Here is a 15,184-nt window from a genome sequence, read left to right on the forward strand (position 1 = left end):
AGGGGTTCAGACGACGCGCTCGCCGCGCCGCCAGACCGCGTGGACCAGCGGAACGCCCGGCCGGTAGGCGAGGTGGACATGGCTGGGTGCGTCGAGGAGCACCAGGTCGGCGCGGGCACCCGGAGCGATGCGGCCGATGTCCGTACGGCGCAGCGCCGCGGCGCCGCCCGCGGTGGCGGACCAGAGGGCTTCGTCCGGGGTCATGCCCATGTCCCGTACGGCGAGGGCGATGCAGAAGGGCATGGAGGACGTGAACGACGAGCCCGGATTGCAGTCGGTGGAGAGCGCGACGGTGGCCCCCGCGTCGAGGATGCGGCGGGCGTCCGGCCAGCTGGCGCGGGTGGAGAACTCGGCGCCGGGGAGCAGGGTGGCGACGGTGTTGCCCTGGGCCAGGGCGTCGACGTCCGCGTCGGTCAGGTGGGTGCAGTGGTCGGCGGACGCGGCGTCGAGTTCGACGGCGAGCTGGACGCCGGGGCCGTGGCCGAGCTGGTTGGCGTGGACGCGGGGGTGCAGGCCCTTGGCGCGGCCGGCGGTGAGGACGGCACGGGCCTGGTCTCCGTCGAAGGCGCCCTTCTCGCAGAAGACGTCGATCCAACGGGCGTACGGGGCACAGGCGTCGAGCATCTCCCCGGTGACCAGGGCGACGTATCCGGCGGGATCGTCGGCGTAGTCGGGGGAGACGATGTGGGCGCCGAGGTAGGTGACCTCTTCGGTGTGCCGGGCGGCGATCCGCAGGGCACGGGCCTCGTCCTGGACGGTGAGGCCGTAGCCGGACTTGGTCTCGAAGGTGGTGGTGCCCTGGCGCAGCCCCTCGGCGAGGTAGCGGGCGACGTTGGCGGAGAGCTCCTCGTCGGTGGCGGCACGGGTGGCGGCGACCGTGGTCCTGATGCCGCCCGCGCTGTAGGCGCGGCCGGACATCCGGGCGTTGAACTCCTCGGTGCGGTCGCCCGCGAACACGAGATGGGAGTGGGAGTCGACGAAGCCGGGAATCGCCGCCCGGCCGCCCGCGTCGACGGCGTTGTCGGCGGCGGGCGCTCTGCTCGACTCACCGGTCCAGACGATCCGGTCGTCCTCGATGACGACGGCCGCGTCCCGGATCAGGCCCAGGGGGGAATCCGCGTGGAGGGAGGGGTCGTTGGTGACCAGGGCGGCGATGTGGGTGATGGCGGTCGTCGTCATCGGGAGACTGCTCTCCTTGGGTATCGGCTTGCGGGGCGGTGGCCCGGCGGCGGGCCGTCTCGGGGCCGGTGGTCCGCCCGTGGGGCTGCGGGGCATCCCGTGCGGCGGCCTCCGGACCGGCCGGCGCCGGGACGCCGGGGTTCAGCGGTGGAGTGCGGCGATGGCCGAGGCGAGCGCTGCGGGGACGTCCTCGACCAGGGTGTGCCGCCCGTCGCGGACGATGTGCCGGCCTGCCACGACCGTGTGCCGCACATCGGCCGCGGTGGCGGCGAACACGGCTGCTTCGGCGGCGAGCCGCGGCACCGGTCCCGCGGTTCTGACCGAGTCCAGGGCGACGGTCGCCAGATCGGCGGGCGCGCCGGGTTCGAGGATGCCCGCCCCGGGCCGGCCGAGCGCGGCATGGCCGTCGGCCGTCGCGGCGCGCAGCAGGGCGGCCGCCGTCCAGTGACCGCGTGCCCGGGTGCGCAGGCGTTCGTCGAGCTCCATCGCCCGGGCCTCTTCGAAGAGGTCGATCACGGCGTGGCTGTCGCTGCCGAGGGAGAGCGGCGACCCGGCGCGCTGGAGGGCGACGGCGGGACCGATCCCGTCGGCGAGATCGCGTTCCGTGGTGGGGCACATGCAGGTGCCGGTCGCCGAGGAGCCGAGGAGCGTGATGTCCTCGTCGGTGAGGTGCGTGTTGTGGATGCCGGTGGTGCGCGGGCCCAGGACCCCGTGGTCGGCGAGGAGCCGGGTGGGGGTGCAGCCGTGGACGGCGAGGCAGGCGTCGTTCTCGGCGGTCTGCTCGGAGAGGTGGACGTGGAGCGGGGCCTGCCGCTCCTGGGCCCAGGCGGCCACGGTGGCGAGCTGCGCGGCGGGGACGGCGCGCACGGAGTGGACGGCCGCGCCGATCAGGGCGTGATCGCCGCCCTTGAGGAGGGAGGCGCGTTCGGCCCAGGCGTCCGCGGTGGTGTCGGAGAACCGCAGCTGGTACTGGTCCGGCTGCTGGTACTGGGTGGGGCGCCGGCCGAATCCGGCGGAGAGGTAGGCGGTGTCCAGCAGCGTGATCCGGATGCCGGCCTCGCCCGCCGCCGCGATCAGCGCCTCCCCCATCGCGTTGGGGTTGTCGTACGGGGTGCCGCCGGGCGCGTGGTGCAGATAGTGGAATTCGCCGACCGCGGTGATGCCGGCCAGGGCCATCTCGGCGTACACCGCACGGGCGAGGTCGTAGTACGAGTCGGGGGTGAGCCGGGAGGCGACCTGGTACATGGTCTCGCGCCAGGTCCAGAAGGTGCCGGAGCCGACCTGGACGGTGGAGCGCAGGGCTCGGTGGAAGGCGTGCGAGTGGGTGTTGGCGAGCCCGGGAAGGGTGAGCCCGCGCAGCACGGTGGCGCCCGGCGGCGGGGTGGCGACACCAGTGCGGACGCCCGCGATGATGCCGCCGGACACGTCCAGGGCGACGCCCGGCTCGACATGGGTGCCGAGCCAGGCGTGGGACAACCAGTACGTCTCGGTGACGGGCCGGCCCGTCGGTTCCGTTGTCAGCTGCACGCGAGACCTTCCAGTACGTCGGCGAGTGCGATCACCCCGGCCACACAGTCGTCCTCGGCGGCCTGTTCGGCCGGCGAGTGCGAGATCCCGGTGGGGTTCCGTACGAACAGCATGGCGGTCGGGACCGAAGCGGACAAAATACCCGCATCGTGTCCGGCGCCGGTGCCGAGGACGGGCACGGCGCGGTCACCGTCGCTCCGGCCCGACAGGATCTTGCCGAGTTCGTCGCGCAGGGCGTGCTCGAACTCCACGACGGGCGTGAAGGACTCCCGTACGACATCGAGGTCGATCCCGGCCCGCTCGGCGTGTTCCCGGGCGGCCCGTTCGATGCCGGTGACCACGGCGTCGAGGCGGTCCTGGTCGGCGGCGCGGGAGTCGAGCCAGCCGCGGACGAGGGAGGGGATGGCGTTGACCCCGTTCGGCTCGACGGCGATCTTGCCGAAGGTGGCGAGGGCCCCGGCGAGCTCCGCCTCGCGGCGGGCAGCCAGCACGGTCTCGGCGTACGTGAGCATCGGGTCGCGCCGGTCGGCCAGCCGGGTGGTGCCCGCGTGGTTGGCCTCGCCCCGGAAGTCGAACCGCCAGCGCCCGTGCGGCCAGATCGCGGAGGCGATGCCGACCGGGTCGCCGGTGAGGTCGAGGGCACGGCCCTGCTCGACGTGGAGCTCGACGAACGCGCCGATACGGGCGAGCCGTTCGGGGTCGGGGCCGATGGCGCCGGGGTCGTACCCGGCCGCCTCCATGGCCTGCGGCAGCGTGATGCCGTCGCCGTCGCGGAGCCGGTGCGCCGCTTCGACGGTCAGCTGCCCGGCGGCGAGCCGGGAGCCCACGCAGGCGAGCCCGAAGCGGGCCCCCTCCTCGTCGCCGAAGTTGCTGATGGCCAGCGGCCGGGCGAACTCCACTCCTCTGCTGCGGAGTTCATCGAGCGCGGCGAAGGAGGAGACCACGCCGAGCGGCCCGTCGAAGGCGCCGCCGTCCGGTACGGAGTCGAGGTGCGAGCCGGTGACGACGGCGTTCCCCGCGAGGGGGTCGCCGAGCCAGGCCCACTGGTTGCCGTTCCGGTCGACCTCGTAGCCGAGTCCGCGCGCCTCGGCCTGTGCCCGGAACCAGGCACGGCAGTCGGTGTCGGCCCCGGTCCAGGCGTAGCGGCGGTATCCGCCGCTGCCCCCGTGCCGGCCGATGGGCGCGAGCTCCCGCCACATGTCGCGGAACGAGGTTCCGGCCCCGGACGGCTCGCTCACTGTTCGTCCTCCGTCATCGGCACCCGGACGCCCTTGTCCGCGGCGACCGCCTCCGCGATGTCGTACCCGGCGTCGACGTGCCGGATGACGCCCATGCCCGGGTCGTTGGTGAGCACCCGGCGGATCTTCTCGCCCGCGAGCTTCGTACCGTCGGCGACGGTCACCTGCCCGGCGTGGAGGGAGCGCCCCATGCCGACGCCGCCGCCGTGGTGGATGGAGACCCAGGAGGCTCCGGACGCGACGTTGACCATGGCGTTCAGCAGCGGCCAGTCGGCGATCGCGTCCGACCCGTCGAGCATGGCCTCGGTCTCCCGGTACGGGGAGGCCACGGAGCCGCAGTCCAGGTGGTCGCGGCCGATGGCCAGCGGAGCGGCCAGCTCGCCGGAGGCCACCATGTCGTTGAACCGCTCGCCGGCCCGGTCGCGCTCCCCGTAGCCGAGCCAGCAGATCCGGGCGGGCAGGCCCTGGAAGTGGACGCGTTCACCGGCCATCTTGATCCAGCGGTGCAGCGACTCGTTCTCCGGGAAGAGTTCGAGCATCGCCTTGTCCGTCTTGTGGATGTCGGATGCCTCGCCGGAGAGCGCCGCCCAGCGGAACGGGCCCTTGCCCTCGCAGAAGAGCGGCCGGATATAGGCGGGCACGAACCCGGGGAAGTCGAACGCCCGGTCATAGCCGACGAGTTGGGCCTCTCCGCGGATGGAGTTGCCGTAGTCGAACACCTCGGCCCCGGCGTCCATGAAGCCGACCATCGCCTCGACGTGCCGGGCCATCGACTCCCGTGCGCGCCGGGTGAAGTCGGCGGGCTTCTCGGCGGCGAACGAGGCCATGTCGTCGAAGTCGACACCGAGCGGGAGGTACGAGAGCGGGTCGTGCGCGCTCGTCTGGTCGGTGACGATGTCGATCGGCGCGCCCTCGGCGAGCATCCGCGGCAGCAGTTCCGCCGCGTTGCCCAGCAGGCCGATGGAGAGCGGCCGGCGGGCGTCCCGGGCCTCGGTGGCGAGCTGGAGCGCGTGCTCCAGGGAGTCGGCCCGCACATCCAGGTAGCGGTGCTCGATCCGGCGCTCGATGGCGCGCGGGTCGCAGTCGATACAGATCGCGACGCCGTCGTTCATGGTCACGGCGAGCGGCTGGGCGCCGCCCATGCCGCCGAGTCCGGCGGTCAGGGTGATCGTGCCGGCCAGCGTCCCGCCGAACTTCTTCGCCGCGACGGCGGCGAACGTCTCGTACGTGCCCTGCAGGATGCCCTGCGTACCGATGTAGATCCACGATCCGGCGGTCATCTGGCCGTACATGGTGAGCCCGAGCGCCTCCAGGCGGCGGAACTCCTCCCAGTTCGCCCAGTCGCCCACCAGGTTGGAGTTGGCGATCAGGACCCGCGGCGCCCACTCGTGCGTCTGCATGACGCCGACCGGACGCCCGGACTGGACGAGCATCGTCTCGTCCTGCTTGAGCGTCCGCAGCGTACGCACCATGGCGTCGAACGAGCGCCAGTCGCGGGCCGCCTTGCCGGTGCCGCCGTAGACGACGAGCTTGTCGGGGTGTTCGGCGACCTCGGGATCGAGGTTGTTCTGGAGCATGCGCAGGGCGGCCTCCTGCTGCCATCCCAGGGCGCTCAGTTCCGTACCGCGCGGTGCCCGTACGGGGCGGGGTCCTGACATGGCGATGCCTCCTCGCAGCTTGTAAATCTTCTATTCATATCCTGATGGCCTGAATAGTCGTAGTCAACAGCTCCGTGCCGATGACCGGACGGACAACACCCGGCCGCCCCGCGCGCAGAGCGCCCCGGCGCACCTCCGGCACGCGATTCGAAGATCCCTTTCGCATGTACCGATGGAAAATGCCAGAACCCCCACCTGGGGCGAGCACGTTGCGTAGCCTCTGGGTCACAGCCGTACGCCACGTCGGGAGGGGAGCGCGCGTGCCCGGAATCGACGAGTGCCTGCTCGAAGTCATGAGGCTGCCCGGCGCCCGGGGCGCCGCAGTGGTCGACTGGACGAGCGGCCTCGCCCTCGGCACCATCGGCGAATCGCCCCACGGCGACCACGAGGCCACCGCCGCGGAGACGGCCGAGGTCGCGAGGATGGCGGCCGAACAGCCCGCCTTCGCGCCGGAGCCCACCGGACCGTCGGCCGCGGCACCGGACGAGGCGGCCGCCGGAGCGCCGCCCCCGGTCGAGGACGTCATCGTCACCACCCGCGCCGGGTACCACATCCTCCGTTTCGTCGAGACGTCCTTCGACAGCAGCGTCTTCGTCCATCTCTGGCTCGACCGCGCGGAGGGCAATCTGGCCCTCGCCCGAATACGGCTGGGCGAGATGGCCGAGCGGCTGGTCCTGGCATGAGGACGACCGCCCCCGCCCCGGTCACGACCCTCTCCCCCATGCTTCAGCGCCTCGCCGACGAGCACGCCACCGGAGCCCTGATCCGCGACCGCGGCACCCTGTACCTCGACAAGGGCCAGGTGGTGCACGCCGAGAGCCCGGCGACACCCGGGATCGACGTCCTGCTCACCACGGGCGGCACCCTGCACCGCGACGGCTGGTGGGAGGCGGTCGCCAGGGCGGGCGCCGGGCAACGGGTCGGCCGCTACCTGGTGGACAGCGGGCGGGTGCCGGGCGGGGCGCTGGAACTGTGCCACTTGGGCGCGCTGTACGACGCGGCGTTCTTCGCGCTGGCCCCCACCCGGGCCCCGGCCCGCTTCCGCTACGGGGTCTCCCACTGGATCGGCCCCGTCCGCCCCGTCCCCGTCGATGCCGTGCAGCGCGAGACGCTCCGGCGCCGGGAACTGCTGGAGCGGATCTGGCCCGACGCGGTGACCGACAGCGCCCCGCTCGCCCGGACCGACCGGCCCGTCGACGCACCCGTGCCGCCCGGCAGGCGCCGCGTGCTCGATCTCGTGGACGGGATGCGTACCGCATCGGGCATCGCCCAGGAGCTGGGCACGTCGGCGTTCCACGTCCTGGTCGGTCTGCGACGCCTGGCCGCGGCCGGACTGGTCGAAGCGGTACGGGAGCCACCGCCCCCGGTCGCCCCCGGCCCGATCGCGCTTCCCGAGGTCACGACCGACCCCGACGTCGCCCTGCTGCGCCGGCTCCGAGACGCATTGGAGGCCCTGTGATACGCGCGCTCAGGCAGCGTGCCGGGAGGAGACAGCTGATGGTGCCCGAGGCCGAAGCCCAGAATGTCCTGGCCGAGCTCCAGCGGTTGCGGGCCCGGGTCCCGCTCCTCTCCGGCGCCCTGGCGGCCAGCACCGACGGCCTCGTCCTGGCCCATGACACCCCGGGGGTGGAGGCGGAGGGTGTCGCCGCACTGACCGCCGCCGCGCTCGGGGTCGCGGTCCGGCTGGCGGAGGCGACCGGCCGGGGCGGCTTCCGTGAACTTCTGGTCCGCGGCGAGTCCGGCTACATCGCCACGTACGCCGCGGGCTCCTCGGCCGTCCTCACGCTGCTGGCCGAGGACCGGATCAACGTCGGCAGGCTCCATCTGGAGGGCCGGCGGTCGGGCATCCGGATCGGCGAACTCGTCGACACCGCACTCGACCGCGCCGCACACCCCGCACCCCCTGCCCGCATCCCCGACCGGCACACCCCGCAGCCCGGCCCACTGCCCCACCGCACGTAACACCGCATGCCCCGAAGACAGCCCAAGGATCCGGCCGACCAGGCCGGCCAGGAAAGGAAACGAGCACGCATGGCGAACACCGAAGCGTCACTGAAGGAAGCGATGACGTCCATCGAGGGCACCCTCGGTGTCGCCCTCGTCGACTACACCAGCGGAATGGCGCTGGGCACCCTCGGCGGCGGCAAGGACTTCAACCTGGAGGTCGCGGCCGCGGGCAACACCGATGTCGTACGCGCCAAGCTCCGCACCATGGAACACCTCGGCCTCCAGGACGAGATCGAGGACATCCTGATCACCCTCGGCACCCAGTACCACCTGATCCGGCTGCTCAGGACCCGTGGCAACAACGGCCTGTTCCTCTACCTGGTGCTGGACTCGGGCCGCGCCAACCTGGCGATGGCCCGCCACCAGCTGAAGCGGATCGAGGCCGAGCTGGAGGTCTGATCCGGCGGCCTCAGCGTCGGCGCCGCGCCCCGCCGGGCGCGGCGTCGCCCGCCATCGGGCCGGTCGTCCGGTACCCCTTCACCTGCTTGCCCGCGGGCCGTCCACGCCCCGCCCAGTCGGTCCGCACCCAGTACAGGGCGTCGTCCCGGCGCTCTCGCTGCCCGATCCGGACGGCCTTGAGCCACAGCCCGGCCCCGGCCCCGGCCAGCACCAGCCCACCGGCCCCGGACAGCAGGAACGCGCTCGCCACCGCCGCCAGGAACGCCCCGAACAGCCACCACCGGTGTCCGCGCCGCCAGTTGCGTACGGTCACGGCCCGGTCCTGGAGGAAGTCGGACCGCCCGGCCCGGGTGGCGCCCCCGGCCAGCTCCGCGTACCGCCGGTCGCGTACCAGCGCCACCACCGCCGCGGTGATCAGGAACAGCGCCGCCCCGGCCAGCAGCCCGATCCGGCGTCCGGTGAGCCCCGGCACCAGTGCGCCGATCGCCGCCGCGAGCAGCCCCGGCCACCACAGCGGTGCGGCTCCGGCCCGTACGATCACGGCCACTCTCGCCAACGACTGCGCTCCGCGCCCCACGTCCGTACCCCTCTCCACAGCCCCTTCTGATCCTTCTGGGCCGGGAGATTAATAGCCGTAAATGAGTGGTGTCTGAGAATCGTCGAGGTTGGTGGGGCTGTCCTCAGCGCCCGATCCCCATCGGGCCGTCGCCACCGCCGTCACTCGACGAACAGCCCTCGCGCCGCGGCCCTCGCGTCGAACTCCTCCAGCCGCGCCTGCGCGTCGGGCAGGTCGTCGCACATCGCCTCCAGCAGCACCCGCCCCAGCAGCATCGGCGCACACGCGGTGTCGAAGGCGAGCCCGGTGCCGACGGCGGCCGGGATCAGCAGGTCGCTGTGCGCGGCCACCGGAGCGAACGCCGAATCGGCGACCGCCACCACGGCCAGGCCCTGTTCCCGGGCGTACGCGAGAGCGTCCACGACCTCCTTCGGGTGCCGGGGCAGCGCGAAGCAGATCAGCGCGGTGGCACCCGCCCGCCGCGCGGCGTCGATCCGATCGTGCAGCATGCTGCCGCCCTCGTCGAGCACCCGGACATCGGGGTGGACCTTGGCCGCGAAGTACCCGAACCCGCGCGCCTGCGAGGAAGCGGCCCGCAGCCCGAGCACCGGCAGCGGCCGGGAGGCCGCCAGCAGCCTGCCCGCGCGTTCGACCGGCCCGGGGTCGGCGAGCAGCTCGGCCAGATGCCGCAGATTCTCGATCTCGCCGAGGACGGCCTGCTGGTACTCGTTGTACGCGTCTTCTTCGCCACCGCCCCCCGGTACGGACTCCGCGGGGGCAACCTCCCGCAGGTGCTTGCGGAGCGCCGGATAGCCGTCGAACCCGAGTGCCACGGCGAACCGGGTGACGGACGGCTGGCTGACCCCGGCGAGTTCGGCCAGCTCCACGCTCGACAGAAACGGCGCGTCCCCGGCCCTGCGCACCATCGAGTGCGCGATGCGCCGTTGTGTCGGTGTCAGCCGGCGCCCCTCGAAGAGCTGCTGCAGTCGTGCGGCAGGGCTGCTCTCGCTCATACCGTGCCCCTCCAAAATCCCGTGTACTGGTCGAGCAGCTCCCCGGCCGCGACCTCTCCATCATCGGTGAGCGGCCGGTCCCGGCCCACGGGGCCGCCGGAGCCGGAAGCCCGGAAAGGGCCTGCGATCCCGGACGCAGGGTCCCCGGAGTCCCCGAAGTCCGTCACATGGGACGACATCATGCGCAAACCCCTCCCATCCGGGCGCTTCATCTCACTCCTCGGGCGTCTGCAACCAGTGTTTTACTCCAAAGTATTGACAATCTATTCAGGAAGGAAGAACTCTGCATGACTATATGCAGCCGGGGCAGCGGACGACCCCCGATCGGTTCGGCGCGGTGGACGAGCGCTTCCCGAACGGCACCACGGCAGTTCACGACTTCGGCCTCAGCCTCAGCTTCAGCCTCAAGAAGGGAGCCCGACCCATGGCAGGCCTGCTCGAACAGCGCTCCATCGATGTCGTGCCGGACGACGAACGTCACGGCACCGCGTTCAGCCAGTTCACGCTCTGGCTCGGCGCCAATCTCCAGATCACCGCCGTCGTCACCGGCGCGCTCGCGGTCGTCTTCGGCGGCGGCGCCTTCTGGTCGGTCATCGGCCTGGCGCTGGGCAATCTGCTCGGCGGAGCCGTGATGGCCCTGCACTCCGCGCAGGGCCCGCGCCTGGGGCTGCCGCAGATGATCCAGTCCCGCGCGCAGTTCGGGGTCAAGGGCGCGGTGATTCCGCTGGCCCTGGTGATCGTGATGTACGTCGGCTTCTTCGCCAGCGGAAGCGTGCTGGCCGGTCAGGCGGTGGGGGAGCTCACCCACCTCGGCGAGACACCCGGCATCGTCATCTTCGCGCTGATCACCGCCCTGATGGCAGCGATCGGCTACCGCGTCATCCACATGCTCGGCCGGGTCGCCGGGGTGATCTGCGCGGTCGCCTTCGTCTATCTCGGCATACGGCTGCTCGACCGCATCGATCTCGGAGCCGTCCTCGCCGACCGCGCCTTCGATCTGCCGATGTTCCTGCTCGCGGTCTCGCTCGCCGCGTCCTGGCAGTTGGCGTTCGGCCCGTACGTCGCCGACTACTCCCGCTATCTGCCGCGTACGACCAGTGCCCGCGCCACCTTCTGGTGGACGCTCTCCGGTTCGGCGCTCGGCTCCCAGTGGTCCATGGTCTTCGGCGTGCTGGTCGCGGCCACCGCCGGGGACGCCTTCCTGGCGGGCCAGGTCGGCTATGTCGTCGCCCTGGGCGGGACCGGCCTGATCGCCTCGTTCCTGTACTTCGTGATCGCGCTCGGCAAGCTGACCATCAATGTCCTCAACACCTACGGCGGCTTCATGTCGCTGGTGACCAGCATCAGCGGTTTCCGCGGCCAGAAGACCCTCTCCCCACGCGGCCGGGCTCTCTACATCACGGGCATCATGCTTGTCGGCACGTTCGTCGCCCTGCTCGGCAAGGACAGCTTCCTCGCCTCCTTCAAGGACTTCCTGCTCTTTCTGCTGACCTTCTTCACCCCGTGGTCGGCGATCAACCTGGTCGACTACTACCTGATCTCACGGGAGCGGTACGACATCCCTGCCCTCGCCGATCCGCACGGCCGGTACGGCGCATGGCGCTGGGACGCGCTGGCGGTGTACGGGATCGGGCTGGTCGCCCAGCTGCCGTTCCTGGCGACGCACTTCTACACCGGACCGCTGGTCGGGCCGCTGGGCGGCGCGGACATCTCGTGGGTGGTCGGCCTGGTCGTACCGGCACTGCTGTACTGGCTGCTCGCCCGCCGCGACACCACACACATTCCCGAGCACACGATCCTCCCCGCCCAGGCGGCCGCGGGCGAGGACAGCGGGGCCGGGACCACGGGTACGGCAGCCGCCCGCTCGTAGCCGGAAGAGACACGCGGCCGGGAAAGAGGGGAAAGAGGGGGGTTAGCCCCACTGCCCCCGGCACCCCCGATTCGTACCGTGAAGGACATGGAAACCCGTGACCCTGAGCTCAAGAGCGAGCTCGATGCCACCCTGCATGCCCGTAGTGAGCTGGGTTCGGATTACGAGTCCGCGCTCGTCGAGTCCTTCCTGGAGAAGGTCGAGCAGCGCCTCGACACCACGCTCGACCGTCGCGTGCGGCGTCATCTCGCCGAGCAGCAGGTGAGTGTCGCCAGAGGTACGCACACACCGCAGCCCATGGGGAACTTCGGCGAGCGCTACGGCTTCGGGATCATCTCGCTGATCCTGGCCATCCCGCTGTCGGCGATCGGCTCCGCGGCCGCCCATACAACGGGCCTGGTCGTCACCTGGGTCGGAATCATCGCCGTCAACGCCGTGCACGCGGCCCGGAGCTGGCCCTGGTTCCAGCGCCGTCCCCGGCGCACGGAGTCCGACTGGGAGGACTGAGGGCCGTAGTACGGCCGTCGGCGGCCACCACATCGGCCGTGCGGGCCCGGATGAGGCGCCGCCGGTCCGCGCCCGGGGGCGCCCGGGGGCGTACGGGGCGTACGGGTGTATCGCGGGAACCGCCGAACCCCCGGTTTCCCGGGGGCGGGACGACGGCGGTCCCCGCGAGGGACACGGTCCGGGTCAGAGCCGGTCACCGCGTCCGGGCGACGGTGGAGGTCCGGGAGCCGCTCCGTAGTCCGTGTCGCCGTATCAGGTGCCGGCGAGTCTCCCTGCCGACGCCCATCAATGTGCCGGACCCGTGTTAAGCCGGTGCTGCGCGCACGTGTCGCGCTCGTACCGTTTTCGCGAAGCCCGGCCTCGCGGAACCGCTGTGCCTCGCCGGCCACCACGGCTTTCCGGCCGTCACGACTTCCCGGCTGTCACGACTTTCCGGCCGTCACGACTTTCCGGCGTCACGGCTTTCCGGCCGTCACGGCTTTCCGGCCGCCGCGTCCTTGGCGAGGAACGCCAGCAGGTCCTGCCTGCTGACCACACCCTTCGGCTTGCCCTCCACGAGCACGATCGCCGCGTCCGCCGCGTCCGTGCCACCGAGCACCGCCATCAGGTCCTCGACCGGTTCGCCGGAGCCGACCTGCGGCAGCGGCGGCGACATGTGCTTCTCCAGCGGGTCGGAGAGCGAGGCACGCTGGGCGAACAGCGCGTTCAGCAGCTCCCGCTCCACCACCGAACCGATGACCTCGGCGGCCATCACATCCGGGTGACCCGCGCCCGGCTTCACGATCGGCATCTGCGAGACGCCGTACTCGCGCAGAACGTCGATCGCCTCGCCGACGGTCTCCTCGGGGTGCATATGGACGAGCGTCGGGATCGGGCCGTCCTTGTAGTCGAGCACGTCGGCGACGCGCGCGGACGGGCCGGTGTCCTCCAGGAAGCCGTAGTCGGCCATCCACTCGTCGTTGAAGATCTTGCTCAGGTAGCCGCGGCCGCTGTCGGGCAGCAGGACGACGACGATGTCGTCCGGGCCCAGGCGCTTCGCGACCTCCAGGGCGGCGACGACCGCCATGCCGCAGGAGCCGCCGACCAGCAGGCCCTCCTCCTTGGCGAGGCGGCGGGTCATCTGGAAGGAGTCCTTGTCGGACACGGCGACGATCTCGTCGGTGACCGTACGGTCGTAGGCGCTCGGCCAGAAGTCCTCGCCCACGCCCTCGACGAGGTAGGGACGCCCGGAGCCGCCGGAGTAGACCGACCCCTCCGGGTCGGCTCCGACCACCTTCACCGAGCCGCCGCTGGCCTCCTTCAGATAGCGGCCGGTGCCGCTGATCGTGCCGCCCGTGCCGACGCCCGCGACGAAATGGGTGATCTTCCCGTCCGTCTGCTCCCACAGCTCCGGACCGGTGGTCTCGTAGTGGGAGCGCGGGTTGTTCGGGTTGGAGTACTGGTCGGGCTTCCAGGCTCCCGGGGTCTCCCGGACCAGCCGGTCCGAGACGTTGTAGTACGAGTCGGGGTGCTCGGGGTCAACGGCCGTCGGGCAGACGACCACCTCGGCACCGTAGGCGCGCAGCACATTGATCTTGTCCGTGGACACCTTGTCCGGGCAGACGAAGATGCACTTGTACCCCTTCTGCTGGGCGACGATCGCCAGGCCGACGCCCGTGTTGCCGCTGGTCGGCTCGACGATCGTGCCACCGGGCTGCAGTTCGCCGCTCTGCTCGGCCGCCTCGATCATGCGCAGGGCGATGCGGTCCTTGACCGAACCGCCGGGGTTGAAGTACTCGACCTTGGCCAGGACCGTCGCCTGGATGCCGGCCGTCACACTGCGCAGCCTCACCAGCGGGGTATTGCCTACGAGACTGATCATCGAATCGTGGATTTGCACCGTGTACTCCGGGGTCTCCGAGATGGTGCGGCAAGGGTATGCGTACGGGCACGGGATTGGGCGAAGCGATTGAGCGACGGTCGCCGCGGGGCAGTTAGCTGTATGTACGGCGGTACGGCAACGAGGAGGTGGACCGGACTGTGTCGAGAGCAAGGGTGGCACGGCGGATCGCGGCGGGCGCGGCCTACGGCGGCGGCAGCATCGGGCTGCTCGGCGCGGCGGCGGTGGGCGTACTGCTGGCGGAGGTCCAGTTGGCGAAGCGGCACGTGGGCGGCGGTATCGCGCCGGTTCCGCCGAGCGCGGACGGGCGGTACGGGGTGGCCTTCACAGGCCCCGCCGACGCACTGCGGCTGGGGTTGCTGGGTGACTCGACGGCGGCCGGACAGGGGGTGCGCAGGGCCGGGCAGACGCCGGGGGCGCTGCTCGCCTCGGGGCTGGCGGCGGTGTCCGAGCGACCGGTGGATCTGCGCAATGTGGCGCAGCCGGGTGCCCGGTCGGACGATCTGGAGCGGCAGGTCTCGCTGCTGCTCGCCGATCCGTCCCATGCGCCCGACGTCTGCGTGATCATGATCGGGGCGAACGATGTGACGCACCGGATGCCCGCCACCCAGTCGGTGCGCTGTCTGACCACCGCGGTGCGCAGGCTGCGCACGGCGGGCGCGGAGGTGGTGGTCGGCACATGCCCGGACCTCGGCACGATCGAGCCGGTCTACCAGCCGCTTCGCTGGCTGGCCCGACGGGTGAGCAGGCAGCTGGCTGCGGCCCAGACGATCGGCTCGGTGGAGCAGGGCGGGCGTACGGTGTCGCTGGGCGACCTGCTGGGGCCGGAGTTCGAGGCGAATCCGCGGGAGCTGTTCGGGCCGGACAACTACCACCCGTCGGCGGAGGGGTACGCCACCGCGGCGATGGCGGTCCTGCCCACGCTCTGCGCGGTCCTGGGGCTGTGGCCGGAGTCCGACCGGCTGGACGGGGCCCGGCGCGAGGACATGCTGCCGGTGGCCGAGGCGGCCTCCCAGGCGGCCAGGGAGGCCGGTACGGAGGTCACGGGGGCCCGGGCGCCCTGGGCACTCCTCAAGCACCGCAGGCGGCGGCGTCTGCCCGCCACCACGGAGCCCCATCCGCACCCGGCGACGGAGCCGGAAACAGAGCCGGGGACCGAACCGCCGGGCGCCGGGCCGGGGACGCCCCCCGGGCCGCACGGGGAGCCGCGCGACGAGGTCCCCTCGGAGCCGCGCGAGAACCCGTACGACGAGGCCCGCTCGGAACCGCGCGAGAACCCGTACGGGGAGTCGCACGGGAAGCCGCGCAACCTCCCCGCCAACTGACCGGCTGAGCGGTCGCTTAGAAAAGA

General features: G+C 71.9%; 14 protein-coding genes. 7 read left to right on the forward strand and 7 right to left on the reverse strand.

What is annotated here, in order from left to right; genetic code table 11:
• Positions 1-6: 6 nt before the first annotated feature.
• The 4 genes from hutI to hutU all read right to left on the reverse strand — a co-directional run bounded on the left by hutI (position 7) and on the right by hutU (position 5,602).
• Complete coding sequence (gene hutI / locus ACF08M_RS10695) at positions 7-1,179, reverse strand: imidazolonepropionase (protein ID WP_392184872.1); 1,173 nt, start codon at positions 1,177-1,179, stop codon at positions 7-9.
• 141 nt (positions 1,180-1,320) lie between these two features.
• A complete protein-coding gene (locus tag ACF08M_RS10700; protein ID WP_392184873.1) occupies positions 1,321-2,706 on the reverse strand; it encodes a formimidoylglutamate deiminase in 1,386 nt (461 codons plus the stop codon).
• The gene (locus ACF08M_RS10705; protein ID WP_392185058.1) at positions 2,697-3,905 is read right to left on the reverse strand and encodes an allantoate amidohydrolase; all 1,209 of its coding nucleotides are present in this window, start codon (positions 3,903-3,905) and stop codon (positions 2,697-2,699) included. Before ACF08M_RS10705 ends, ACF08M_RS10700 begins: the two co-directional genes overlap by 10 nt.
• Positions 3,906-3,940: 35 nt before the next feature.
• The gene (gene hutU, locus ACF08M_RS10710) at positions 3,941-5,602 is read right to left on the reverse strand and encodes a urocanate hydratase (RefSeq protein ID WP_392184874.1); all 1,662 of its coding nucleotides are present in this window, start codon (positions 5,600-5,602) and stop codon (positions 3,941-3,943) included.
• 260 nt (positions 5,603-5,862) lie between these two features.
• On the opposite strand from hutU, the gene ACF08M_RS10715 reads away from it, so the two are divergent.
• From ACF08M_RS10715 to ACF08M_RS10730, 4 genes are all read left to right on the forward strand, one after another.
• Positions 5,863-6,285, forward strand: a complete 423-nt coding sequence (locus ACF08M_RS10715) for a hypothetical protein (protein WP_392184875.1) — start codon at positions 5,863-5,865, stop codon at positions 6,283-6,285.
• Positions 6,282-7,061, forward strand: coding sequence for a transcriptional regulator (locus ACF08M_RS10720; RefSeq protein ID WP_392184876.1), 780 nt, complete (start codon positions 6,282-6,284; stop codon positions 7,059-7,061). Before ACF08M_RS10715 ends, ACF08M_RS10720 begins: the two co-directional genes overlap by 4 nt.
• Positions 7,062-7,099: 38 nt before the next feature.
• The gene (locus ACF08M_RS10725) at positions 7,100-7,564 is read left to right on the forward strand and encodes a roadblock/LC7 domain-containing protein (RefSeq protein WP_392184877.1); all 465 of its coding nucleotides are present in this window, start codon (positions 7,100-7,102) and stop codon (positions 7,562-7,564) included.
• Between the two features lie 69 nt (positions 7,565-7,633).
• On the forward strand, positions 7,634-8,008 hold the full coding sequence (locus ACF08M_RS10730) for a hypothetical protein (RefSeq protein WP_392184878.1): 375 nt from the start codon (positions 7,634-7,636) through the stop codon (positions 8,006-8,008).
• A 10-nt stretch (positions 8,009-8,018) separates the two neighbouring features.
• Here ACF08M_RS10730 and ACF08M_RS10735 read toward each other — a convergent pair whose 3' ends face one another.
• Both ACF08M_RS10735 and ACF08M_RS10740 read right to left on the reverse strand, forming a co-directional pair.
• Positions 8,019-8,555, reverse strand: a complete 537-nt coding sequence (locus tag ACF08M_RS10735) for a hypothetical protein (RefSeq protein WP_392185059.1) — start codon at positions 8,553-8,555, stop codon at positions 8,019-8,021.
• 170 nt (positions 8,556-8,725) lie between these two features.
• Positions 8,726-9,577 (reverse strand): MurR/RpiR family transcriptional regulator, encoded by an 852-nt coding sequence (locus ACF08M_RS10740; RefSeq protein WP_392184879.1) that lies wholly within the window; start codon positions 9,575-9,577, stop codon positions 8,726-8,728.
• A 424-nt stretch (positions 9,578-10,001) separates the two neighbouring features.
• Here ACF08M_RS10740 and ACF08M_RS10745 point away from each other — a divergent pair, with 424 nt between their 5' ends.
• Together ACF08M_RS10745 and ACF08M_RS10750 are read left to right on the forward strand one after the other, a co-directional pair.
• On the forward strand, positions 10,002-11,447 hold the full coding sequence (locus ACF08M_RS10745; RefSeq protein ID WP_392184880.1) for a purine-cytosine permease family protein: 1,446 nt from the start codon (positions 10,002-10,004) through the stop codon (positions 11,445-11,447).
• A gap of 87 nt (positions 11,448-11,534) precedes the next feature.
• Positions 11,535-11,954 (forward strand): hypothetical protein, encoded by a 420-nt coding sequence (locus ACF08M_RS10750; protein WP_392184881.1) that lies wholly within the window; start codon positions 11,535-11,537, stop codon positions 11,952-11,954.
• A gap of 472 nt (positions 11,955-12,426) precedes the next feature.
• On the opposite strand, the gene ACF08M_RS10755 is transcribed toward ACF08M_RS10750, so the two are convergent.
• Positions 12,427-13,833 (reverse strand): cystathionine beta-synthase, encoded by a 1,407-nt coding sequence (locus ACF08M_RS10755; protein ID WP_392184882.1) that lies wholly within the window; start codon positions 13,831-13,833, stop codon positions 12,427-12,429.
• 155 nt (positions 13,834-13,988) lie between these two features.
• Here ACF08M_RS10755 and ACF08M_RS10760 point away from each other — a divergent pair, with 155 nt between their 5' ends.
• Positions 13,989-15,158, forward strand: a complete 1,170-nt coding sequence (locus tag ACF08M_RS10760) for an SGNH/GDSL hydrolase family protein (protein ID WP_392185060.1) — start codon at positions 13,989-13,991, stop codon at positions 15,156-15,158.
• Positions 15,159-15,184 lie beyond the last annotated feature (26 nt).

The sequence above is a fragment of the Streptomyces sp. NPDC015032 genome, assembly GCF_043080425.1.
In the GTDB taxonomy this organism is placed as follows: domain Bacteria; phylum Actinomycetota; class Actinomycetes; order Streptomycetales; family Streptomycetaceae; genus Streptomyces.

Bases quoted from the DNA above. Each gene is read 5' to 3' on its own strand.
- hutU (WP_392184874.1), bottom strand. From the start codon at position 5,602: ATGTCAGGACCCCGCCCCGTACGGGCACCGCGCGGTACGGAACTGAGC.
- hutI (WP_392184872.1), bottom strand. From the start codon at position 1,179: ATGACGACGACCGCCATCACCCACATCGCCGCCCTGGTCACCAACGAC.
- ACF08M_RS10740 (WP_392184879.1), bottom strand. From the start codon at position 9,577: ATGAGCGAGAGCAGCCCTGCCGCACGACTGCAGCAGCTCTTCGAGGGG.
- ACF08M_RS10745 (WP_392184880.1), top strand. From the start codon at position 10,002: ATGGCAGGCCTGCTCGAACAGCGCTCCATCGATGTCGTGCCGGACGAC.
- ACF08M_RS10750 (WP_392184881.1), top strand. From the start codon at position 11,535: ATGGAAACCCGTGACCCTGAGCTCAAGAGCGAGCTCGATGCCACCCTG.
- ACF08M_RS10705 (WP_392185058.1), bottom strand. From the start codon at position 3,905: ATGTGGCGGGAGCTCGCGCCCATCGGCCGGCACGGGGGCAGCGGCGGA.
- ACF08M_RS10720 (WP_392184876.1), top strand. From the start codon at position 6,282: ATGAGGACGACCGCCCCCGCCCCGGTCACGACCCTCTCCCCCATGCTT.
- ACF08M_RS10730 (WP_392184878.1), top strand. From the start codon at position 7,634: ATGGCGAACACCGAAGCGTCACTGAAGGAAGCGATGACGTCCATCGAG.
- ACF08M_RS10725 (WP_392184877.1), top strand. From the start codon at position 7,100: ATGGTGCCCGAGGCCGAAGCCCAGAATGTCCTGGCCGAGCTCCAGCGG.